Genomic DNA, 22,621 nt, shown 5'->3' on the forward strand with positions numbered 1-22,621 from the left:
TTGGCACATGCAAGCAGCAGGCCGCGGTCCGGCCAGATAACGTCGAACCGTACAACGTGGGGAGCATAATCCCAGGCTATATCTTCGTAATCATCATGCGCACGGATACAGTCAGCATTGAACGCGTCCGCCAGGATGAGGCAAATCTCTGCGAGTTCATCCGCAAGCATCAATCGACGTGTGTCTGCGGAATGATTCGAAGCATCTGTGCCGAGAAGCCTGCACTTTCCCGTAGAGAAAGCTTCTGACTAAAGAAGCGCGCAGGCATCATAGATTTCCGCGCAAGCATCATAGCTCGCATCGGGCCGGAACCCTTCCGATTCATGTTCGGCAAGGTCTGGAATAGGAAGGACGACAATCTGAAGGAGATTTCGTTTGGGCGGCGACTCTCGCGCAAGCGTGGCTGCTTGTCTTCCGAGAGACTTTATGCAGCCCGGACCTGATTGCGCGGCCAAGATAGCACCCGGCAACTTTGATCAACGGATCGGGGCGCAGGACGCGCCCCGATTCTCTAGACGATGTCTTTGGCGGAGGAGAGTGCACTGTAGCTTTCGATCTGGCCCAGGGTGAAGGCGTGCATGTCGGCCTGCGAGTCCCAGTTTTTATACCAGCGCACCAGGTACTCCAGTGCCGCATCGAGCCGTAGCGCAGGAGCCCAGTCAAGGTCGGCGCGGGCGCGGCTGGCATCCAGCTTCAGGTAGTGGGCCTCGTGCGGAGATGGCGCGTCGTCAATCACCCAGGAGGCGCCGTCTCCCCAGAACGCCGACATATGCTCCGCAATCCACGCCACGGGACGGGCATCATCTTCGATGGGACCGAAGTTGTAGGCGGTGGCGTATCTGGGATCATGAGTGAGCAGCCGTTCGGCGAGCTGAATATATCCGCGAAGCGGTTCGAGAACATGCTGCCATGGACGGATTGCATGCGGCCGTCTGATCAGAACCGGCTTTTGCGACAGAAACCCGCGGACAAGGTCGGGGAGGAGGCGATCGTTTGACCAGTCGCCACCGCCAATCACGTTTCCGGCTCGCGCCGTTGCAACGGCCACCTGATGAGTTTTGCCAAGCTGCGCAACAGGGAAGTATGACTGCCGGTACGCCGCGCTTACGATCTCGGCACAAGCCTTACTGCTGGAATAGGGGTCGTACCCTCCAAGCGGATCTGTCTCGCGATATGGCCAGATCCACTCTTTGTTTTCATAGCACTTGTCTGTCGTAACGGAGACGACAGCACGAACGCTCGGAGTCCGCCGAACGCTGTCAAGAACCTTCGCCGTGCCGATGACGTTGGTCTCATAGGTGCCGATCGGGTCTTCATACGAATGAAGAACTAACGGCTGCGCCGCGAGATGAAAGACCACCTCCGGAGCGAACTCCCGCATGGCGGCTTCGAGCTTGGCCGCGTCGCGAATATCCCCGCGAATGTCTTCGATCACCGAGCCGACACGAGCAGCGGTGAAGAGATTCGGCTCGGTGCAGGGATCGAGTGCATAGCCGCGAACCGTGGCGCCAAGCTGAGCGAGCCACAGCGCCAGCCATCCGCCTTTGAAGCCCGTGTGCCCTGTGAGAAAGACCTTGCGACCTTGCCAGGAGAAGGTCTGTGCCTGAGCGTGCTCGGCTGCTATCACCAGACCCTCCATGGGGCATTGCCTGAGTTCCAGAGCTCTTCCAGGTACTGCTTGTCGCGGAGCGTGTCCATGGGCTGCCAGAAGCCGCGATGCGAGAAGGCATGGACTTCCCGGCGTGCGACCAATGCTTCAATCGGCTCACGCTCGAACATCTGCCGGTCATCGGTGATATCGTCCAGTACCTTTGGTGAAAGGACGAAGAATCCACCGTTGATCCAGCCGCCCTCTTCAGCTGGTTTTTCGTGAAACGAGTGAATCTGTGTTCCGTTAAGTCCCAGACCTCCAAATCGAGCGACGGGCTGCACACTGGTCAGCGTTGCACTCTTTCCGTGCGAGCGATGAAAATTAATCAGCGCTGTGATGTCCACATCGGAGACGCCATCGCCATACGTCATGCAGAAGGCTTCGTCGTCTTTGATGTACGGGGCAACCCGCTTTAACCGTCCGGCTGTCCCGGTCGAGTCTCCGGTGTCGACGAGCGTCACACGCCAAGGTTCAGCTACCGAATCATGCACCGTCATTTTGTTTTCCTTCATATCGAAGGTGACGTCAGAGGTGTGCAGGAAGTAGTTGGCGAAATACTCCTTGATCACATAGCCCTTGTAGCCGCAGCAGATGATGAAATCTTTAATGCCATGCGCCGAGTAGATTTTGAGGATGTGCCAGAGAATAGGGAGGCCGCCAATTTCGACCATCGGTTTAGGGCGGACAGAAGTTTCTTCGCTGATACGGGTGCCAAGACCACCGGCAAGAATGACAGCTTTCATTTCAATCCTTTAGAAGCCAAAATGTAACCATGATACGGGGTGGGTCGTAATCAGGAAGCGATGAAAGTGTTCATCGCCATCTTGGAGATCGAATCGTCTTTCGACTCACAAAATTGCTGTGTATGCTAATTCTACAGATGACTGATAAAGCAGCAGCGATCCGCCAGCAAATCCTCGAATTGACTGCACAGTTTCACGCAGAGGCTTTTCCTGCCAGAAAGTTTACGCCAGGCACATCAGTCGTACCCGTCTCCGGCAAGGTGATCGGACCGGAGGATATCTGCTCCGTCGTCGACTCCGCGTTGGACGGATGGTTTACGACAGGGCGCTTCGCGAAGGACTTCGAGCGAAAGCTCGCGCGCTTTGTCGGCGTCCGCTCTGCCTCGCTGGTTAACTCAGGGTCGTCCGCCAATCTTGTTGCGCTCAGCGCGCTGACGTCGCCCAAGCTGGGGGATCGTCAGTTGAAGCCCGGCGATGAAGTAATCACTGTGGCCGCGGGATTTCCCACGACGGTGAACCCGATCCTGCAAAACCGGCTCGTACCGGTCTTCCTGGATGTCACTCTGCCTACCTATGAGATCGACGTCACGCGACTGGAGGAGGCGTACAGTCCGAAGACGAAGGCCGTCATGATCGCGCATACGCTGGGCAACGTCTTCAATCTCGATGCGATCACGGCGTTCTGCAAAAAGTACAATCTCTGGCTTGTAGAGGACTGCTGCGACGCGCTTGGCTCGACATACAAAGGCCGGAAGGTGGGCACCTTTGGGGACATCGCCACGGTCAGCTTTTATCCTGCTCACCACATCACCATGGGAGAGGGCGGAGCCGTGCTGACGGACAAGCCCGCACTGCAGGTCCTGATCGATTCATTCCGCGACTGGGGCCGCGACTGCTGGTGTGAGCCTGGCGTCGACAACACCTGCGGGAAGCGGTTTGATTGGCAGCTCGGCACACTGCCCTGCGGATACGATCACAAGTACACCTACTCGCACGTGGGCTACAACCTGAAGGCGACCGACATGCAGGCTGCCCTCGGCGTCTCGCAGATCGAAAAGCTGCCGCAGTTCATCGAAAAGCGAAAAGAGAACTTCGCTTATTTGAGAAACGCATTGAAGCCGCTCGAGGAGTTCCTTCTGCTCCCGGTGGCGACCGAGAACTCGGATCCCAGCTGGTTCGGCTTTCCCATCGGCGTGAAGACCAGTGCGCCATTTACGCGCGACCAGCTGACCCGCGCACTTGAAGCACAGAAGATCGGTACGCGCCTTCTGTTCGCAGGGAACCTGCTTCGTCAGCCCGCATATGAAGGTTACGAGTACCGCGTGATTGGCGACCTCGCCAATACCGACTTCGTGATGAACCAGGTCTTCTGGATCGGTGTCTATCCCGGGCTCACCACCGAGATGCTGGACTTCATCGCTAAGACGATGACTGAGTTTGCCGTCTCGGTCGATGAAGGGCTGAAGGTTCTTTAGAGGGTGTTGCTCAGTATCCCGAAAGGGCCGTACAGCGGCATTTTCATTGCAGAAAACGCCGCATAGATGCGGAAGCCCTACATGACACCCACAAGGAAATGCTGTAACCCGGGCGCGACTGCATCTACTTTGGTTTGAAACCGTTCCATCCGGCCATCCGCCGGATGGACTCATCCAGACCAACGGTCGGTCGCAGGTTCAGCAGGCGCTGCGCCTTTTGCACGGACGCGGCCGAAGAAGCCGGTCCCGCCGGTAATGAAGAGCCTTTGGCCTTTCATCTCCTCCAGCATCGGGGAGATTGCGCGCAGAATGTACTCCAGATCGGATTCGGGAAGCGGCCTTGGCGTCGTCGACTCTTCTAAGTCCCTTCCATCTCGATCGGCTGAGCCTGCGACTCCATGGAACTCATACTGGCCGCTTCGTATTCTATAGATACACTTTGAGGGACGGGCGTAGGTACCTGTGGCTCGATGTCGAAGTTAATCCGGTCGAGTTCAACTGCGTAAGGCCGCTTCTGTACCTGCGTGTAAATTGCGCCTATATACTCGCCCATGACCCCCATGAAGACCAGTTGAATGGACGCGATGAAGAACACCCCGATGACGGTTGGCGCCAGGCCCAGGCTGAAGGTATTCCAGAAGATGACTTTGGCGATGGTGTAAGCGACTGCGACAAACAATGACAAGGCCGCGCCACCGAAACCAACGAACGTGGCCAGGCGCAACGGAACCCTGGAGTGGTTGATTATCCCCAGCATCCCAATGTCATAAAGCGTGTACCAGTTATTCTTTGTGATGCCGAACTTGCGCTTAGGCTGATCGTAATAGATCTTCTTGTACGGAAGGCCTATCTCCGCGATCATTCCGCGGAAGTACGGATACGGGTCACCGAACGATCTGACAAACTCAATCACCTTGCGATCGTAGAGACCAAAGCCCGTGAAGTTTTGAAAGGTCTCAATGTTCGAAAGCCGCTCTGCAATCCTGTAATACTGCTTGCGGAGGAAGAAGACCAGCGAGTGCTCCTCGCTTGTCTTCTTGATCCCGATCACCATATAAGAACCAGCTTCCCACTCTTCGACGAAGGTGACGATCATGCTGGTGGGATCCTGCAGGTCCGCGACGATCAGCACGATGGCGTCGCCCGATGCCTGCAGCAGCGCGTGTATTGGAGACCGTATATGCCCGAAGTTACGGGCATTGATGATGACCTTCACATTAGGATCAGACGCGGCCAGGCGCTTGAGAATCGGCACAGTGTTATCGAGTGAGCTGTTGTCGATGAAGATGTGCTCGTAGCGATAGCGCCCGATTCCAGCCATCACGTTGCGAACCTGCCGATAAACCTCCTCGACGTTGTCCTGTTCGTTGTAGCACGGCGTTACGACGCTGATCGTCTTCAAGGGCACCTCGACAAGGAATGAAGCTTTTAAGCAGTATGGCTTTCTGTGGCTACCGCGGAATTCGATTGGGTTGGAAGGCCGGATTTATCAGTATTGCGTCGCGAAAAGGAGAAGTTTTTGTGCGCCAGGTAGGTATAAATCGTTGTTCCTCCCATAACGACGGCGCCTGCAAGATAAGGCGCGACGCCGCGCAGCGGAGCGATGGACTGCAGCAGCTTGGTGAGGACTGGAAGGATAAAGAGGCCTGGAATGGTTGCGCTGCCATAGACGGCAAAGCAGCGGAGCCACTCTTTGAGATAGTCTCCCTTGGTGCGAAAGACGAAGGTCTTGTAGGTAAGAAAAGACATCGTCACCCCGATAGGGGTTGCGGTGATAGACGCAAGATCGACCGTGAAAGGAAGATAGCGCGCCGGGAGCAGGTGGTTGTACAGCGCGACGAAGACTGCGTAACAGCCATATCCAAAGAGCGTGTTTCCAACTCCCACGACGAGATATCGCAGGACCTCCCGGGCCGGAAACAATCGCATGATCGTTCCCGCAACGCCGGGTTGACGAACCCTGGATGCCTCTGGGGAAAGGCTGGGACCGTTGCTGATCATAGTCTCCATTCTCTCAAAAATCGGTCCACAAAAGCGATATTGCCAGATAAAGGAAGCAAGTCTCAGAGCATTTTCGTTGTTGCTGGGTATCCCGGGAGGCGGAGTGCAGCCGTGTTTCATCGCGGAAAACGCCCATAGATGCGGAGCCCTACTCCACACCAAGGAAAAGCTCTAATGTTGCAAATGACCGTCAGTCAACGCCACGTTCCCGGATTTCAATAAGTAGATTCTGTAGCCGCGTGGGTTGATGGGATCGTACATACGGGTTACGTCCAAAGAATAGTTCGAGTTGAGAAACTCAACAAACTGTGGCCATTGCGCGATCTTTTCAAACGATTCCGGCTGACCGAGCCCCGATGTTGTCAGGACGATGACCCCGGGAGGATTGTGTTGAACTTCCTCCAGGAACATGTTGCGATAGTAAGCCGAGGGATGGCTGCCGGGCGGGCCGAAGAGCATGAAGTCGCCCAGGAATTTTGTGTGATGTACCAGGCCAACGCGGTACAGTGCGCCGAGACAGCCGGATACCATGTCAAGGCACTGCACCTGGTTCTGCAGTTTGGGACCACCCAGGCGATTAAGATCCAGCACAAGTGCGTCTGTCAGCTCAGAGTTTGGTTTTGCCCCATAGATCGAAACACAGTATCCGGGGATCAGCAGGAGAACGCCGGCGACGCCTGTCAATCCCAGGCCGCGCGTCCAACCCTGCATCTTCATCGCGCGGCAAAACTCCAGCCCCATCCACAAAAGCAGGAAGGCCGTAAGTGGATAACGATGGTAGGAGAAGCCTTTTCGCTGAGCGACGAAGGAAAGCGCTCCGAAGCATATTGTCACCGCGAGGGCCTGTCGCTCCCAATTCTTCCAGTCTTTGTTTCTGAGGGTAAGAATCAGCGTGATCAGCAGCAGGGGAATAAACGCAATGCGCGGAGGAAGAAGGATGAGAAGCGTGACTATATCAAGATTGCCTACCCCCGCGTAATAAGGCAGAAGGCGCTTCGTGATGCTCAGGAAATCACCCGTAGCATGATATCGAAGCAGGAACCCCGCGATGATGAGCGACGCGGCGGCGAAACCCAGAAGCGCGAACCCTATATAAGGAATGACTGCTTCTTTTCGTCTCCGCAGCGGAGGGATCGACATCAGCAGAAGAATGACGCCAAGGGGGGCAGCCATAGGCTTTAGCGAGGCGGCCAACCAGACCAGAAAGCCGAACGGAAGCATCAGCAGGGGGCGCCTTGCCCGCAGAGCTGAGAAGGCAAAGGCAATTCCGGCCACGATCAGCACCGTCATGACCTCTTCCCGTTGGGCGGCATTCCCGGCCCCCTCGGCTCCATGGATGATAGTGAACATCGCTCCGCCAAATAGCCCTGCCAGCCAGTCGTACGGCCAGGCGATCACGATCATGGATGCAGTAAGAACGGCGAGCAGAAAGAAGTCATACAGCCGCCAGCCGAGATCGCCAGGTCCAAAGATCCGCAATGCCCAACCTTCGATGAAGTAGGAGCCAGGCATGTTCATGTCGACAATGTCGCGGTACGGAGCCTTGCCGTGATCTATGAAAAAGTTGACGTAGTGCATGGCAGAGGTGTCCCACTGCCAGCTCCAGTTGATCGAGCGATACGCAAAAAAGAATGCGGCGACGCAAAATATCACAATGGACGCGGCCCGGAAAATTCCTATAAAACGAGGCGCTGGCGCTCTTTCCATCGGCAAAACCCCTATCTCAATAATCTATCGTTCAGGAGCTGCGCGTACACCCAATTTCTAATGGCGGACGTGTCGCCAGTGTAGGCCGCCATGACCTCCGGCTCTATTGCCACCGCTGCTCAATGATAGTGCGATTATGCCATGCCCATCTTGCAGAGCAGTAAAAAAAGACGTGTCTGTAAGGGAAGCGCATGTTGCGTGCCGAACGAGCGGCTCACTTGGTTATGCGGATCCCATCCAGGTAGATACGCGTCCCCACCCCACGAGGTCCGGCGTGTTTTCCTAGAACTGTGATCTTCACTTGATGTGCCCCGGCGGTCGCAAAGCTCTTGCCGTAGATGCCCACTCCGAAGATGTCATCCGCTGAATACGTGTCGACGTTGGCTACATCTTGACCGTCGATGTTGACTTCAGCTTCGCCGCATTCTCCGCACAAGCGTGTGAACCAGGTGAATCCTGTTCCGTCGAACTTGAACTCCATCGTGGCGTCTTTCTCTGAGGACGAGGTGAGAGTGCCGGCATACGCCGGTTGCAGGTTGGCTTCGTGCTTCCAGTCTCCGGTGAAGGACAGTCCAGCCGGTGAAGCATCGTCGAGTACGACAGCGCGAGTCGCCGCGACGGAACCCGTCGCCTCCGCGAACGGGGAAGCCAAACCTCCGCCATTGACAGCTCTCACCGCATACTGCGCACCCAGGTCGGCGCCTGCGGAGTGGTCGAAAAAGTATGCTCCCTTCGCGACCTTATCGATCACGATTCCGTCGCGTGCTACTTCGTAATAGGAAATCCATTGTTCATCGTGAGCCGGACTCCACCTTATCTCGACCCCGGGATAGCCCATATTACTGGCACTCGCCTTGCGTACATCTGCTGGTGATGTCGGTTTTGCGCGATAAAGCCCGCTGCCCGGGTGGAAGGGGACGTTCAGGTAGACCAGTTCGCCGGCAGCCTGGTGATTGATTGTGATGCCTGACTTCATCAGGTCGGCGCCCGTCCTGGATTCGCTTTGATTCGATTCCTGATACGAGACCAGATATTTGTCTGCCGGGTTAAGCCCTTTGGGCCATACAACGACAGGGCTGGCAGCAACGTGCTTGAGGATGATGATGCCGCGGTTCCCATCGCGGCTCAACCGCTCGAAATACATGGCCGGATCGTCGCCCTGTATCGCGGGGCGATACACATGGACCCATTGACCCACCAGGCCCACGTGTTCAAGGTAGTGGTAAATGTCGATGAGTCCCCGCACTCCTTCCAGCTTCGACGGATTCCATGTATCTCCCGCCATGTCAAAGTTGATGGTCAGCAGTCCACGCCACAATGCCTTGTCATATTGCTCTGGTTGCCAGTTATCCCCAATATCGCTCGATTTATCTGGAGGCAAAATCAGCGAAGCCCAGTAATTACGCAGTATGCCGACGGCGCCATCGCTGAACGAGATGCTCGAAGCATAGCGGGCATAGTCATATCCTGCATTCTTGCCTCCGTCATTCACACCCTGAAATGCGTAGCCGGGATGCCGATCGAGGAAGGTTTTGAGAATTGTGCGCAACCCTTGATCTTGTCCCAGTAGAGGCGTGTCATCTGTGCCGTGCTGCGCGGTGGGCGTGCTGTCATTGCGCCATTCGAAGGGACCAAAGCGGTCTGCGAATTCGTCCAACTGGCCTTCCAGGTAGCGAACGACTGCCGGGTTCGACATGTCCAGAGTGCTGCCCAAAAGCCAGTCCGGATGTTCCTGTGCCACCTTGGAGCGCTTGTCCACCGTATAAATGAAGGCATAAATAAGCTGCCCCATGTCATGCTTCCGCAAATATTCGCCCATCGTTCGGAAGTCGGGGCCACCCCAGTCGCCCGCGCGGTCCCACCAGCCCCAATCACGGTGGTAGACATCCGCGCCGACCTCGCTCATCAGGTCCGACATGCGAAACACTTTGCGGAATGCGGATGCGGCGTCACCATTGCCGCCAACCCAGGTGTTCCCCGGATCCTTCCAGGACGTTCCCTTCCACCACCAGCCCGCCATGCGGATGGCAGGGAACCAGTCCGCCCGCGTGTAGTCCCATAGATACTGATACTGCCAGTCCAGAACCTCGTTGCCGGCGTTGTCCAAATCGTTGCGGAAGATGCCAGTAAATGCTTTCGGCGTCGTCACGGAAGCACCCGGCGCCAGCGACTGATGGTAGCCCGCGACTTTCAACTGCATCGATATGGATTGATCTGCATTTGGCCTGAAGCTTGACGCCCATCGACCGAAGTAGTCGAAGCCGACCACGATTCCTTCTTGCCGCCCGCGATCGAACAACGCGAACCAGGGGGCATAGCTCGCGCTGCCCATCCTGAATCCGAATTTGGAACCCGTCGCGCCAGGGAACGGATCATACGAGTCGAAGTTCCGGTCGAGGCCCGGGTGCAGCGATTCAGTTTTCAGCATCCACGATCCTGGACGGTTCTCGCCACCCGTCATCCAATCCAGGTCGATGGAGCCAAGGTCGCCGAGCCGCGTGCCAATGTTTAAAAATTGGGGATCGGAAATGTCGACAGCAGCCGGTCCTGTATTTTTGTAAGTCGCCCATTCACGAATGATGGATCTTTCGGGGTAGACCACGTAGGACTTCGTTACCTCAAGCGTCCCATGCGTCAGCGTCAAATCCAATTCCCAGGATCCGTCAGCGTTTGGCTGCTTGTGCGCGGAATGCAGCGACCATTTGCCGTCCGTGCTAGTGACTTCCTGGCCGTTCCATGTCACACCGAACTCAGTGGGTTTCAGGCCCCTCTGTAACTCCCGGCCGTTGCTCCCATCGATCCAGCTCTCGGAATACAGTTTGCCGTCGGCGAAGGCTATCGTTCTGCGCACCTTCGCTGTGCAGAGGCACCAGGATTGCCGGCTATGCGGCGCTGATGGTGTCTGCCCCAGCATGGATGTCGCGAGCAGGAACAGTGCTAAGAAGATAGGCTTCATGGCGATCATAGCTCCAGTTCTTTCGACCTACAGGTATCGTATTGCACTTGCAGTTAGAGCATTTTTCCTGTTGGAAAATCGTGAAAGCTGCGGATCACTCTGCCGATGGCCAATCAACTCGAGTACAGTTTTGAATACCGTTGCTTTACGATGGGCGTGCATTGCGGTCTATCAATCGGAGGACAAACGCATGTCCGAGATCACCCGCCGTGACTTCGTCACTAACGCCACCCTCGGCATCACCGCCTCTGCGCTCAACCTGAAAGCCTTCGCCGTCTCCCAGAACGCGCCAGCCCGCTTCGAAGTTGCTTCCATCCGTCCCAGCCAACCTGGGGCTACTGCGCAGCAGGCCCACTTCTCTCCATCTTTTGGTGTAACGGATCGCTTCGATGCCGAGGCCGTTACGGTCGGCGACATCCTCGACATGCTTAACAATTGGCAGCTCGGACGCGTTCTGGGCGGCCCTGCCTGGATGAGGACCGACCGCTACGACATCCACGCCAAAGCCGACACGCCGATCTCTTCGGAAGAACGAAAGAGTGCTGTCCAGGCACTTCTCACCGAACGTTTCAAGTTCGTAGCGCACCAGGAGACCCGCGATATCCCCGCGGCGGTACTACTGGCTCCCAAGCGACCTGTGGGACTGAAGCCGGCTGCCGGCGGGGAAACTCCCTCCATGCACGTCGACGCACGTGGCGATCCCGTCTTCGTTGCAACGCCGATGTCAACAGTGACCAACTACCTTGCGCAGATGTGGCACTTGCCGGTAGTTGATCAGACCGGTCTGACAGGTACGTTCGACTTTTCCCTTGCACCATCGGCTATCGAGCACGTACGCGGTCAGACGTGGGGCGATCTGGTTCGTGAGGCGATGCTTGATTTCGGATTCAAAGTCGAGATGAGGAAGGTGCCCCTGCAAGTCACGATTGTAGATCGCTGCGAGCGGCCGAGCGAAAATTGAAGGGTGGACATCCTTCAACTTCTGAAAGAAGTGTGATTTTGGTGCAGGACGGTCTACTTTCCGTCCAGCGTAAAGCTGTAAAGAGTATCGCCCGCCCCGACGATGACGTTCTGAGTCCCGTCGAGCTCCCACGTCGATGGGCCGTTACTTACGGCAGATTCCAGCTTCGAAGACCAGAGAATCTTTCCATTTGCAGGGTCGAAGGCGGCGAGGTGGTTTGAGTCTCCGGTAAAGAGCAGGCCGCCTGAAGTGGTGAGGATTCCTCCAGTCATGCCACCTCCCTCTTCGCCGCCGGATTTAGCAACGTGCTTCCAGCGGACATCGCCGGTCTTCGTATCCAGAGCAATCAGAGAAGACTTGGAGTCGATGCGGCCGCTTGCTCCACCGGCGTACCCTTGGGGGTCCTTCGATGTGTCATACAGCCAGGCGATACTGTAGCCTTCGCTGGCGTTCACGTAGAAGAGCCCGGTTTGCGGGCTGTAGCTTGGCGCTGGCCAGTTGGTAGCTCCGTTTGCAGGTACGTCGACCATCGAGCCATCGACCTTTGGGTCTTTATCCGGATTCGGGATGGGCTGGCCGCGCTTATCAAGTCCCATGGACCAGTTGGCCGTAAGAGTGAAGGGCTTTGAAACAAGGTTTTTGCCGGTCTCGCGGTCGAGCACGAAGAAGTAGCCGCAACGGGCAGCCTGAGCCAGCAACTTGCGCGGCTTCCCGTCGATATTCGTATCAAACAGGATGGGAGTTTCGACGTTGTCCCAGTCATGGGTATCGTGCGGCGAACCCTGAAAGTACCACTTCATCTTGCCGCTGTCGGGATCGAGCGCAACGATGGAGTCGGTGTAGAGGTTGGCGCCCTTGCGGCTCTGCCCGGCATAGACCGGGTTGGTGTTGCCGGTGCCCCAGTAGATCAGATTCAACTCGGGGTCATAGGTGCCGGGCATCCAGGTCATGCCGCCGCCGTGGTCCATGGCAGCCTGCGTCGGCCAGGTCTCGGAGCCAGGGTCTCCCATCTTCCTCGGTTCAGACCACCACCGCCATTGCATCTCGCCGGTCTCCGGATCACGCGACTCGAGATAACCGCGCACGTCCATGGCATCACCGCCGACTCCGATAATGATATGGTTCTTCACGATAACCGCCGCCATGGTGGTGAAGTACTGCAGCTTCTCGTCAGCTACCTTCTTGCGCCAACGTTCTTTTCCTGTTCCCGAATCAAGCGAGATGAACCAGCCGTCGGGGGTGAGGAAATAGATCCACTTCCCGTACATGCCCACACCGCGTTGCCCGAGGACGTGACCGCCGTGATCTTCAAAGTCGTAGTGCCAGCGCTCTTTGCCGCTGCGGGCATCGACTGCAAAGACGTGGTCCGGGACGGTGAAGTAGAGAACGCCATCTACCATCAAAGGAGTGGACTTAATTGTGGGGTTCCCGCTGCCGCGAATGGTGACGCCCTCGATCTTGTACTTCCATTTCACTTTGAGATCGGCGATGTTCTTCTGATTGACCTGGTCGAGCGAAATATAACGGCGCCCCGAGTAGTCGCCATTGTAGGTGGGCCATACGTCGGCGGGTTTGGAGAAGAGTGTGAGCGCCTTGGAATCAAGGGTGGGGGCTGAGGTCTCCTGCGCAAACGCGGCGATACTGAGAGACGCAGCGGTAAGTGCCCCGAAGAGTGCCGTGCGAAAGAGGCGGGATGTGAGCAGGGTCTTCGGCGTCATTTGATCGTCAGTAGATAGCGGGTGAGGTCGTGGAGGTTTTCATCGGAGTACCTGGGTAGCAGAGCGCGGTGACCGGCGAGCTTGTCTGGGATCTCAACGTGGACAGAGTCGGTGATCCAAGTAGAGGTCTTGCCATCGTCGGTCTTAAGCGTGGTCTCGAAGTCGTCGTAGTGCTCGAGGGTGCCGGTGAGCTTCTGTCCCTCAGGGGTGGTGACGGTTGCGGTGACTGGGCCATGATCGGCGGGCCACGCGATGCGCATGATAAGGGCCGAGGGCTGCGAGTATTTCGTCCCGATCCCGGCGAGATCACCAGTGACGGAGTGGCAGGAGGCGCAGTTGGCGGCGAAGAAGGCCTTACCCTTGTCGACGTTGCCGGAGGTCATGGTCTCGGCGCCTTTATATAGGCCCCGGTTGGCGGCTAACTCAACGAGCTGGTGCAGGTACTCGGCGATATCGTGCTGCTGTTGTTCGGTGAGTTCAGTGAAGGGAGGCATGCCTGCCTGAGGGCGGCCACCGCGAATGACCTTGGCGATCTCGGAGTCGTCATCGTCATGCAGCACCAGCACGGAGCGGACGAGGTTGGGGCCGATGCCCCCGCGTGCTCCCTCGCCATGGCAGGCGAGGCAGTTCTGGTTGTAGAGTGGCTCACCGCGCTTGGCGGCTTCAGCGTCGGGCAGGCGCCCGAGGCCGAGTGCGGTGTGCGAGTCCATACGGCGACGGGGCCGACGGGCAGGGGGAGGAGCTTGCTGGGTCAGCTGCTGGGGATGGTACTCCGGCTCCTGAGCGCCGACGAGGATCGGGGCGAGATGGAGCGCGTCGGGCAGCGCGGAGAAACAAAGCAGGCCAGTTACTGACAGCAGAATCGCTCGTGTTCTCGTCATGCCTGCGTCAAATGCCCCTTGTCTGTGCGGAATTCCCGTTCGCTAGTCGCGTGGACTCGTTCGCCGAAAGTATAGCTTGCAGAGCAGAGAATTGGCTCGCTCGGTGACGTCAGGTCATCTTTCGCGCGGGAGCGACGATGCAACAAAATCACGCAACCTGCGGAAGTGAATTTGTCGATACAACCCTAGTACCGTCGATTGTTAGATGGTAATCTGCGGATACCGAAGCTCACACGATCCCACAACCAAACCGTAGCAGAACCGATGGCAGGAGGCCTACGTGAACTCGCAAGAACGCAAGATGTTGGACATTCTTAAGCAGGGCCGGGACGAGTACGGATACGTTGCGGTGAAAGCAGAGTACGAGGCCGAAGGGACGCGCGTCGATGAGCTGCTGCGTCTTGTGGAAATCTGTCGGAAAGCCAATCTGAAGCTCGCCGTCAAGATAGGTGGCTGTGAAGCCATGCGCGACTTGATGGAGACTAAGCAGATTGGCGTGGATTACATCATCGCACCGATGGTCGAGAGCCGCTACGCGCTGTCGAAATTCGCAGAAGCCATCGGCAAGGTCTACACGGACGGGGAGCGGGCGGATACGGAATTCCTCTTCAATCTCGAAACAATCAATGCGTATAACGTGCTCGACGAGTTGATCGAGTTTGCGGCTTCGGCTCCAGAAATCGCTGGTCCGGTGTTCGGGCGCGTGGACTTTTCATTGTCAGCCAACCTCGGGCGTGACGCCATCAACACGCGCGAAGTGACTAATTACGTTCTGGAAGTCGGACGCAAAGCCAAGGCCAAGGGGCTTGATCTCGTGGTCGGGGGCGGCGTCTCGTCCGATTCGATCCCCGTGCTGAAGGAAATGGTGGATGTGCACCTTACTCGATTCGAAACCCGCAAGGTCATCTTCAACGCGGAAGCAGCCCGTGCCCAGCACATCGATCAAGGTCTGCTGAATGCGGTTCATTTCGAACTTCTCTGGTTGCTCAACAAGCGCGAATACTACGGTGCTATCCATAGGGAGGACGCCAAGCGTATCGATATGCTTGAGAAGCGATGGGAAGTTCTAAACAAATGAGCTTGCCGGAGCAGCATCTGCTTGTGTTCGGGGCATCGGGGGCCATCGGTGCGGAAATCTGCCGCATGGCTTCCGATGCATCATGGCAGGTGACGGGCGTTTCTCGTACTGGTATCGAAGAAACAGGCCGAATCCGTTCGATTGTTGCCGACCCACTTGCGCCAGGGTTCTGTGCCGAGCAATTAGCCTCTCAAGTCCCCTACACGGGGATATGCTGGGCTCAGGGAATGAATGCCACTGATAGTGTGTACTCGGTGCAACAGGCCAAAAACCTGGAACTCTACTCGGCTAATTGCCTGTACATCCTGGAAACCCTAAAGATTCTTCTTGGGGAAAAGCTGCTAGCGCCGGGTTCGCGTCTTTGTGTGATTTCTTCTATTTGGCAGAATCTGGCCCGGCAGAACAAACTTTCGTATTGCATGACGAAAGCGGCTATTCAGGGGCTGGTGCTCTCTGCTTCGGTGGACTTGGCGCCCGAAGGGCACCTGATTAACGCTGTTCTTCCGGGCGCGGTGGATACGCCGATGACCCGAACCAACCTCTCGGCGCAGCAGATCGATCGGATGACCGGTGGAACGGAGTTTCACCGCCTGACGTCGCTTATGGATGTCGCGTCGGCCGTCTTGTACTTGTGTTCGCCGCAAAACACCGGCATCACGGGGCAGTTCATTTGTGTAGATCTAGGATGGAGCCGTGCCCGCATCGTTTAGCATCCAATCTGCGTCCGGTAGTTACGATGTGTCTGTTCAGCAGGGGAGCTTTGTCACTCTGCTGGAGCAGGTGGAAGGCGCCACGATTTTAGCCGATGAGTTTCTTCGGCCCCTCTTGGTCAACGCAGGCGTTCCAGCCACATTTGTTCAGGCGATTGAAGAGAACAAATCTCTTGAAGCCTCGCCTCTGCTGATCCAGCAGATGCGCGCTGCGGGGGTGAACCGGCAGACTCGGTTGATCGCGGTTGGCGGCGGGATTGTTCAAGACATCTCGGCGTTTATCGCTTCGGTCTATATGCGCGGCATCGAGTGGACGTACGTGCCTACGACGGTTCTTTCGATGGTTGATTCCTGCATCGGCGGCAAGAGCTCGATCAACGTCGGCCCATACAAAAATCTTGTGGGAACATTCCACCCTCCTGTGCAGATCACGATTGATCCGGCACTTATCACGACCTTGCCCCAAGCCGACCGCGCGAGCGGTTTAATCGAAGCTGCGAAGATTTGCTTCTGCAGGGGGGAGGACGCATTCAACGAGTACCTTAGCTTTCAACCCTCGGCGTCCATGCCCCTCGCAGATCTCGAAGGTGTCATCAACATCAGCCTTCTTTCGAAAAAATGGTTCATCGAGATCGACGAGTTCGACAAGAAGGAACGTCTGCTCCTGAACTTTGGCCACACGTTCGGCCATGCGATTGAGGGGGCGACGCACTTTGGCATTCCGCATGGCATCGCAGTTGGGCTGGGCATAGCTTGTGCTCTCGAATTCGGAGAGATGGCCGGTACCGAATATAGTGCAACCCCGGCAGTGCGGTATCTGCGGGATCACATCGCGAATCTGGTGAGCTCTTGCCCCGATGTGGGCGAGCGACTCCAGGCGATGTCGCTCCAAGACGTGCTGGACCGCTTCCGCAGCGACAAGAAGCACGGCAAAGACTTTTACACCCTGATCCTAGTCAGTGAGAAAGGTGCCGTTGAGCTTCGCCGCTTGCCTAAAGACAACCAAACCATCGCCCGCGTCCAGCAGGCGTTTGAACGAGTGATCGGCAAATTCTGATGAGTGAATCGAAGTACAGCGATGTTTTAGCAGATTGGCTCCAGCAGCTTGGTTATACGCACTGCTTTTTCGTAGCGGGTGGAAACATCATGCACCTTCTGGAAAGCTGTAGTCAGCGTATGACCTGCATCCCCGTTATGCACGAAGTTGCTTCCTGCATTGCGGCGGAATACTTCAACGAAGTGCATCTCGGAGGCAAAGCCTTCGCGCTTGTTACCGCCGGCCCTGGGATGACGAACGCGGTGACGGGCATCGCAGGGGCGTATCTGGAAAGCCGCGAAGTTCTGGTCATTGGCGGACAGGTAAAGGTCTCGGATCTGGCACGCGATGAAGTCCGGCAGCGTGGGATCCAAGAGATCGATGGTGTTGCCATAGCTAAGCCCATCACTGAGAAGTCACTGCGCTTGGAGCGCGTGGTAGATCGCGCAACGTTTGCTGAGATGACAGTCAGCGGAAGCTCTGGCCGAAAAGGGCCAGTGTTCCTTGAAATCCCGCTGGATCTCCAAGGTGCGCGCGTCGATGCGAGCGGGTTAGAGACGCCTCTACGCAGCGCCGCGCCGGTCATGAAGCAGCTGCCCCCAGATCTGATTGGGGAGCTCGCTGCTAAACTGCGCAGCTCCAAACGGCCCGTCCTGTTGCTGGGCGCGGGTATCGATCGGTGCGTGAGCGACTCGATGCAGGAGTCTCTTGCAGAGTTCGGTGTTCCGGTATTTCTTACTTGGAATGCCATGGACCGGCTGGGCAGCGACCATCCGATGTACTTCGGCCGCCCGAACACGTGGGGTCAGCGGTCCGCCAATATTCTTCTTCAACAGTCGGATCTCCTCCTTGCCTTGGGCACACGGCTGAGCCTGCAGCAGACTGGATTTAACTGGCAGAACTTCGCTCCCCTTGCCGAAGTCGTGCAGGTGGATTGCGATCCCGCCGAACTGGCCAAAGGCCATCCTATCGTCGACTTGAAGGTCTGCGGAGATGCCAATGAGGTGCTTCGCGAGCTGCTCAGCCACAATGCAGGGAACCACACCGACTGGGTCCAATTTTGTCGCTTCGTTCGCGAGCAGCTTCCCCTCGTAGAAGAGAACCAGACGGGCGAAGGGTACCTGTCGCCGTATGTATTTGCGCAGCAGCTCGGCCAGCTCGCATTGGATTCGGACATAGTGATTCCTTGCTCCAGCGGGGGGGCGTTCACGACGATGATGCAGGCCTTTTCCCAGAAGCTCGGACAACGCATTGTCTCGAACAAGGGGCTCGCCTCAATGGGGTACGGGCTAAGCGGAGCTATTGGCGCGGCAGTGGCCGGCAAGGGGAAGCGTACGATCCTCGTGGAGGGTGATGGCGGCTTCACCCAAAACATGCAGGAGCTTGGAACTGTGCGCCAGAACCGACTCAATCTGAAGATATTTGTCTTCGACGACCACGGCTACGCCTCAATCCGAATGACCCAGCGGAATTACTTTGGTGGACGGTACGTGGGCTGCGATATCGAAACCGGTCTTGGCATGCCGGACTGGACCCACCTGTTTGCCGCCTACTCCATTCCGATGCTCCGCATCGGGCCAGGCTTTGCAAGCGATGCCGAGTTCCTCAAGCACTTCGACGCAGAGGGGCCTGCCGCATTTGTGGTCAGCATCGATCCCAAACAGACCTACTTTCCTAAGATCACCAGCCGCGTCACGGCCAGCGGAAGCATGGAGTCGAACCCGCTCCACGTTATGTCTCCCGATCTTGAACCGTCCATTGCCGCAAGGGTTCTGCCTTACCTTCTGGAGCGCGAATGAACTTCTCTCCGCCGATTGAAGAACGCGACCTGGAACTGGTGCTGCAGGCGACAGCATCGCTCTGGGACCAAGCGCAAGGGCGCCGAATCTTCGTTACCGGTGGCACAGGATTTTTCGGCGCTTGGCTGCTGGAGAGTTTCGCCTACATCCGGCGCAAGATGAAATTGGACACCACGCTTGTAGCCCTTTCGCGGCGGCCTGAGGCATTTCGTGACAAAATGCCGCATCTGTTCAGGGAGGAAGGCATTGAACTGATTGAGGGCGACGTCCGTGACTTTGCCTTTCCCGAAGGCACCTTTCACTACGTGGTTCACGCTGCCACGGAAGCGAGCGCCAAGCAGTTGGCCGAACAGCCGGGCCAGATGCTCTCGACGATCCTCGGCGGGACAGAGCGAACGTTGCAGTTTGCGGCGGAACACGGGACGAGACGGTTCCTCCTGACGAGCTCCGGAGCTGTGTACGGCCGCCAGCCCAGTGAGATAACTCGTTTACCGGAAAGCTATTCGGGCGCGCCCGATCCCACACAGGCGGGGAGCGCCTACGGCGAAGGCAAGCGAACTTCAGAGCTTCTTTGTTCGTTGTTCGCCAAACAATATGGCATAGATTGCGCCATTGCACGCTGCTGGGCATTCTGTGGACCGCATCTGCCGCTGACAAGTCACTTTGCCATAGGGAATTTCATCCGCGATGTCATCACAGGCGGCCCTATCCGCATCGGCGGAGACGGAACTCCGACACGCTCTTACCTCTACGCGGCAGACCTCACCATTTGGCTTTGGACCATGCTCTTCCGTGCACCTTCTATGCGGCCCTATAACGTAGGGTCTAGCCAGGGCATGTCGATCCGAGACCTTGCCGAGGCTGTACGCGATGCACTCGACTCGAATGCGGAGATCGAACTCGCGGCCAAGCCGCAACCGGATGGTCCTATCTCGCGTTACGTACCCTCGATCGAACGTGCTGAGTTTGAGCTGGAGCTTCGCCCGACGGTTTCACTGCGGGAGTGCATCCGCCGCACCGCTGTTTGGTACGGCTGGAGTGAGAACGCAACCCAGTTATAAAAAAATTAGTATCATCCGCCCAGCCTACAACGAAGAAGATAACCTCACACCCCTCGTTGAACGGAACGAAAGAGCGTCGGAGAGGTCATATCCGCACTTGCTCAACGTGCCCTGGTGCCCCCGAAACTGGCCGGAAGACGCGAAACGGTGTGCCCTGTTGTCGACCAATCCAGGGACTCCGCGTATAACTTCCGAATTGGTGCATCAGCTGCGTGAGGAATTGCAGTGACGCGATTTTTGCTGGATGTCAATGTGTTGATCGCGCTGATTGCTGATGTGGGCGGGGTCACTGATGACAACCTTTATGGCTCACTCGGGGCATGAGTTCTGGCCGGATAATGTCACGCTGCTGGATGGCAAACATACTGACTCTGCGCGTCTGCCGGACTCCGCCCAGGTAACGGACAGCTATCTATTAACGCTGGCTTCGGGCGGAAAACCGGCGACTTTCGACTGGCAACTTGTCACCGATGCTGTGAATGGGGCGCAGGCTTTGCAGCTGATTAACTGAAGGCAAGCAGGTCTCTACTTCACCCAATAGATTGACAGCTCGGAATTCAACTGTATACAGTGTTGCGGCACGCGGCAATGCACTGATCCAACACTGCATAAGGAGAGCTATGTTCCGTTCATTGCTCAAGCTGGGTATTGCTTTAGCTGCGTGGGTCCCATGTTTGCGTGCGCAGAGCTACCCGCCGGCTCCTCCTATTCCTGGGCAGAATGTGAATGGCATGCATATCTATATCCGAGCAGGATTGAAGACGCATGCGGCGGGCTTGCATGACTATCCGCAGTTTCTTGCGGACTGGAGCAAGGTACTGACCGAGCACGGCGCCGTTGTGGATGGTTCGTATCATTTCCCCACGGATGATGAGCTTGCGCATATCGATGTGATCGTCTTCTACAAGGGTGACTCTGGTTATTTGACGGACAAGCAGAAAGCGACGCTCGAAGCTTACATAAAGCACGGCGGTGGCCTGGTAAGTATTCACGATACGATCTGCGGACCAGATCCGACCTACTTTGCCACAGTCTTTGGCGGAGCGAAGAAGCATGGTGAGGTGAACTATACCTGGGATGCTCCAATCCCATACACCGTTGTCGACAAGTCCGATCCGATTATGCAGGGAATGGCAGATATGACTCTGCCGGATGATGAGGCATTCTTCAGCATGACATGGGCGCAGAATCCCAAGATCCATGTGCTGGCGACTACCGTGGTGGCGGCAACGCCGACCGCTGGTACACATAAAGGAGAGGTGGTGCCGCAAATCTGGACCTACGAACACACGCTTCCAGATGGACAGCCGGCGCGTGCGTTTGTGTGGATGCAGGGGCACAAATACGAGAGTTTCTCTAACACGCAGATTCAGGCAATGCTGTTGCGTGGTATCGCGTGGGCGGGTAAGCACCCGGTGAACGAACTGGTAGATTACAAGGCCCCGCCGCAAAGGAATCGCACGCCAGGGGCGCGGGCGGAAGTTCCTGGTCAATACGTGCAGAACCAAAGACAATGAAATGCACGCCAAGGGTGCTGCGGAAACGAGATTGAAGTTGTCGATGAAGCCGACTCGTGCTCGCTACGGTGTTGTTGCGCTGGCGATTTCGCTGGCTGTGCTCTCTTATGTGCAGCGAGTGGCTATCTCGCAGGCGGCTGTTCCAATCGCTCAGGATCTTCATTTGAGCAAGGCACAGATGGGCCTTATCTTCGGCGCCTTCGGTTTGTCATACGCGCTGTTCGAACTCCCGATGGGACTGCTCGGTGATCGTATCGGTGTCCGCCGCATTCTCCTGCAGATCGTATTCGCGTGGTCGGCCTTCACCGCATTAACCGGTGCCGCATGGAATGTGGCCAGCATGTGGGTGATTCGTTTTCTCTTTGGCGCTGGGGAGGCTGGCTGTTTCCCAAACCTGACGCGCATGTTGAGTGTCTGGTTGCCGCGGAACGAGCGTATCAGGGCTCAGTCCATGATGTGGGCTTTTACACGATGGGGCGGTGCTGTCACGCCGCCATTGGCGCTGGCGTTGATCACTCTGGTGGGTTGGCGTTGGGCGTTCGTACTCTTCGCACTTATGGGTGTGCTTTGGTGTGTCGTGTTTTCCATATGGTTTCGCGATGATCCCCTACGGCACGGCAGCGTAAACGTTGCAGAGGCCGATCTGATTTCGCAGCAGCGCGCGCTGACAACCCATGTTGGGGAGCACAATTGGCTGAAGGTGCTGCTCACGACTCGCGTCTTGCTGCTGACGCTGCAGTACTTCTGTTTCTCGTTCGTTTGGTATTTCTACATCACCTGGCTACCCACATACCTGCGCGAAGCGCGGGGACAGACCGTCGCGCGTGCGGCCACGCTCTCTGTGATTCCGTTACTTTTCGGAGGAGTGGGATCGCTGCTGAGTGGTATGTTGCCGCTGCGCATGCCGCGCCGCATTGTCGCCTTATGTGGCTTTTTGTTTACGGCAGTGCTGCTGTTTGTGTTTACGCGCATCACCGGCGTATTGCCGGCGATGATCTGTCTCGGCTTTGCAAGCTTCTTCAGCGATATCACCATGCCGATCTCCTGGAATACGTGCGTGGAGATCGGTGGTCCATACACCGCTACAGTGGCTGCAACGATGAACATGCTGGGTAACCTTGCCGGCTTTGTTGCGCCGGTATTCGCAGGTTTTCTTCTGCAGCGCAGCGGCGGCGATTGGAATTCCCTGATCTACACGATGGTAGGGGCGGCGTGCGTCTCCGCAAGCTGTTGGCTCGTGCTCGACCCAGAGAGTAGGTTGTCTGCTCCGGGGCAGGGAAGCTCAGTACAAATGTTGGACGCTCAGGCAAAAACGAATTCCTTGTAA

General features: G+C 56.9%; 18 protein-coding genes. 10 read left to right on the top strand and 8 right to left on the bottom strand.

Annotated features, from left to right (window positions below; translation table 11 throughout):
- Nucleotides 1-511: 511 nt before the first annotated feature.
- Nucleotides 512-1,627 carry a CDP-glucose 4,6-dehydratase gene (gene rfbG / locus FTW19_RS08030; RefSeq protein ID WP_348641820.1) on the bottom strand — a complete coding sequence of 372 codons (1,116 nt, stop codon included), beginning with the start codon at nucleotides 1,625-1,627 and terminating at the stop codon, nucleotides 512-514.
- Complete coding sequence (gene rfbF / locus FTW19_RS08035) at nucleotides 1,624-2,394, bottom strand: glucose-1-phosphate cytidylyltransferase (protein ID WP_147647139.1); 771 nt, start codon at nucleotides 2,392-2,394, stop codon at nucleotides 1,624-1,626. The genes rfbG and rfbF overlap by 4 nt, the downstream gene beginning before the upstream one ends.
- 137 nt (nucleotides 2,395-2,531) lie before the next feature.
- Here rfbF and rfbH point away from each other — a divergent pair, with 137 nt between their 5' ends.
- Nucleotides 2,532-3,869, top strand: coding sequence for a lipopolysaccharide biosynthesis protein RfbH (gene rfbH / locus FTW19_RS08040; protein WP_147647140.1), 1,338 nt, complete (start codon nucleotides 2,532-2,534; stop codon nucleotides 3,867-3,869).
- A 358-nt stretch (nucleotides 3,870-4,227) separates the two neighbouring features.
- Here the strand turns inward: rfbH and FTW19_RS08045 are convergent, their stop codons facing one another.
- From FTW19_RS08045 to FTW19_RS08060, 4 genes are all read right to left on the bottom strand, one after another.
- A complete protein-coding gene (locus FTW19_RS08045) occupies nucleotides 4,228-5,277 on the bottom strand; it encodes a glycosyltransferase family 2 protein (protein ID WP_222705545.1) in 1,050 nt (349 codons plus the stop codon).
- 20 nt (nucleotides 5,278-5,297) lie between these two features.
- Nucleotides 5,298-5,798 (bottom strand): GtrA family protein, encoded by a 501-nt coding sequence (locus FTW19_RS08050; protein ID WP_187143359.1) that lies wholly within the window; start codon nucleotides 5,796-5,798, stop codon nucleotides 5,298-5,300.
- A 243-nt stretch (nucleotides 5,799-6,041) separates the two neighbouring features.
- Nucleotides 6,042-7,523 (bottom strand): hypothetical protein, encoded by a 1,482-nt coding sequence (locus FTW19_RS08055; protein ID WP_147647143.1) that lies wholly within the window; start codon nucleotides 7,521-7,523, stop codon nucleotides 6,042-6,044.
- Between the two features lie 268 nt (nucleotides 7,524-7,791).
- Nucleotides 7,792-10,533, bottom strand: a complete 2,742-nt coding sequence (locus FTW19_RS08060) for a hypothetical protein (RefSeq protein WP_147647144.1) — start codon at nucleotides 10,531-10,533, stop codon at nucleotides 7,792-7,794.
- Nucleotides 10,534-10,723: 190 nt separating this feature from the next.
- Between FTW19_RS08060 and FTW19_RS08065 the strand changes: the two genes are divergently transcribed.
- A complete protein-coding gene (locus FTW19_RS08065) occupies nucleotides 10,724-11,494 on the top strand; it encodes a TIGR03435 family protein (RefSeq protein WP_187143360.1) in 771 nt (256 codons plus the stop codon).
- A gap of 53 nt (nucleotides 11,495-11,547) precedes the next feature.
- On the opposite strand, the gene FTW19_RS08070 is transcribed toward FTW19_RS08065, so the two are convergent.
- Nucleotides 11,548-13,212, bottom strand: coding sequence for an acido-empty-quinoprotein group A (locus FTW19_RS08070; protein WP_147647146.1), 1,665 nt, complete (start codon nucleotides 13,210-13,212; stop codon nucleotides 11,548-11,550).
- Complete coding sequence (locus FTW19_RS08075; RefSeq protein ID WP_147647147.1) at nucleotides 13,209-14,093, bottom strand: c-type cytochrome; 885 nt, start codon at nucleotides 14,091-14,093, stop codon at nucleotides 13,209-13,211. Before FTW19_RS08075 ends, FTW19_RS08070 begins: the two co-directional genes overlap by 4 nt.
- A 280-nt stretch (nucleotides 14,094-14,373) precedes the next feature.
- On the opposite strand from FTW19_RS08075, the gene FTW19_RS08080 reads away from it, so the two are divergent.
- The 8 genes from FTW19_RS08080 to FTW19_RS08115 all read left to right on the top strand — a co-directional run bounded on the left by FTW19_RS08080 (nucleotide 14,374) and on the right by FTW19_RS08115 (nucleotide 22,621).
- Nucleotides 14,374-15,171 (top strand): aldolase/citrate lyase family protein, encoded by a 798-nt coding sequence (locus FTW19_RS08080; RefSeq protein WP_187143361.1) that lies wholly within the window; start codon nucleotides 14,374-14,376, stop codon nucleotides 15,169-15,171.
- Entirely contained in the window at nucleotides 15,168-15,881 is a 714-nt protein-coding gene (locus FTW19_RS08085; RefSeq protein WP_147647148.1) for an SDR family oxidoreductase, read from the top strand. Before FTW19_RS08080 ends, FTW19_RS08085 begins: the two co-directional genes overlap by 4 nt.
- 28 nt (nucleotides 15,882-15,909) lie before the next feature.
- On the top strand, nucleotides 15,910-16,938 hold the full coding sequence (locus tag FTW19_RS08090; RefSeq protein WP_246153638.1) for a 3-dehydroquinate synthase: 1,029 nt from the start codon (nucleotides 15,910-15,912) through the stop codon (nucleotides 16,936-16,938).
- Nucleotides 16,938-18,716 (top strand): thiamine pyrophosphate-binding protein, encoded by a 1,779-nt coding sequence (locus tag FTW19_RS08095; RefSeq protein ID WP_147647150.1) that lies wholly within the window; start codon nucleotides 16,938-16,940, stop codon nucleotides 18,714-18,716. Before FTW19_RS08090 ends, FTW19_RS08095 begins: the two co-directional genes overlap by 1 nt.
- On the top strand, nucleotides 18,713-19,777 hold the full coding sequence (locus FTW19_RS08100; protein WP_147647151.1) for an NAD-dependent epimerase/dehydratase family protein: 1,065 nt from the start codon (nucleotides 18,713-18,715) through the stop codon (nucleotides 19,775-19,777). Before FTW19_RS08095 ends, FTW19_RS08100 begins: the two co-directional genes overlap by 4 nt.
- A gap of 292 nt (nucleotides 19,778-20,069) precedes the next feature.
- Entirely contained in the window at nucleotides 20,070-20,288 is a 219-nt protein-coding gene (locus FTW19_RS08105; RefSeq protein WP_222705546.1) for a hypothetical protein, read from the top strand.
- 109 nt (nucleotides 20,289-20,397) lie between these two features.
- A complete protein-coding gene (locus tag FTW19_RS08110; protein ID WP_147647152.1) occupies nucleotides 20,398-21,294 on the top strand; it encodes a ThuA domain-containing protein in 897 nt (298 codons plus the stop codon).
- Between the two features lie 43 nt (nucleotides 21,295-21,337).
- Nucleotides 21,338-22,621: an MFS transporter gene (locus tag FTW19_RS08115; protein ID WP_187143362.1), complete on the top strand. Its 1,284-nt coding sequence runs from the start codon at nucleotides 21,338-21,340 to the stop codon at nucleotides 22,619-22,621.

This window comes from Terriglobus albidus (assembly GCF_008000815.1).
GTDB classification, from domain to species: Bacteria; Acidobacteriota; Terriglobia; order Terriglobales; family Acidobacteriaceae; genus Terriglobus; species Terriglobus albidus_A.

What these genes read in the sequence shown, in the direction of transcription:
- rfbH (WP_147647140.1), top strand. Translation starts at nt 2,532, where the DNA reads ATGACTGATAAAGCAGCAGCGATCCGCCAGCAAATCCTCGAATTGACT.
- FTW19_RS08110 (WP_147647152.1), top strand. Translation starts at nt 20,398, where the DNA reads ATGTTCCGTTCATTGCTCAAGCTGGGTATTGCTTTAGCTGCGTGGGTC.
- FTW19_RS08070 (WP_147647146.1), bottom strand. Translation starts at nt 13,212, where the DNA reads ATGACGCCGAAGACCCTGCTCACATCCCGCCTCTTTCGCACGGCACTC.
- FTW19_RS08100 (WP_147647151.1), top strand. Translation starts at nt 18,713, where the DNA reads ATGAACTTCTCTCCGCCGATTGAAGAACGCGACCTGGAACTGGTGCTG.
- FTW19_RS08060 (WP_147647144.1), bottom strand. Translation starts at nt 10,533, where the DNA reads ATGAAGCCTATCTTCTTAGCACTGTTCCTGCTCGCGACATCCATGCTG.
- FTW19_RS08050 (WP_187143359.1), bottom strand. Translation starts at nt 5,798, where the DNA reads ATGCGATTGTTTCCGGCCCGGGAGGTCCTGCGATATCTCGTCGTGGGA.
- FTW19_RS08085 (WP_147647148.1), top strand. Translation starts at nt 15,168, where the DNA reads ATGAGCTTGCCGGAGCAGCATCTGCTTGTGTTCGGGGCATCGGGGGCC.
- FTW19_RS08105 (WP_222705546.1), top strand. Translation starts at nt 20,070, where the DNA reads ATGACAACCTTTATGGCTCACTCGGGGCATGAGTTCTGGCCGGATAAT.
- FTW19_RS08065 (WP_187143360.1), top strand. Translation starts at nt 10,724, where the DNA reads ATGTCCGAGATCACCCGCCGTGACTTCGTCACTAACGCCACCCTCGGC.
- FTW19_RS08115 (WP_187143362.1), top strand. Translation starts at nt 21,338, where the DNA reads ATGAAGCCGACTCGTGCTCGCTACGGTGTTGTTGCGCTGGCGATTTCG.
- FTW19_RS08075 (WP_147647147.1), bottom strand. Translation starts at nt 14,093, where the DNA reads ATGACGAGAACACGAGCGATTCTGCTGTCAGTAACTGGCCTGCTTTGT.
- rfbF (WP_147647139.1), bottom strand. Translation starts at nt 2,394, where the DNA reads ATGAAAGCTGTCATTCTTGCCGGTGGTCTTGGCACCCGTATCAGCGAA.
- FTW19_RS08095 (WP_147647150.1), top strand. Translation starts at nt 16,938, where the DNA reads ATGAGTGAATCGAAGTACAGCGATGTTTTAGCAGATTGGCTCCAGCAG.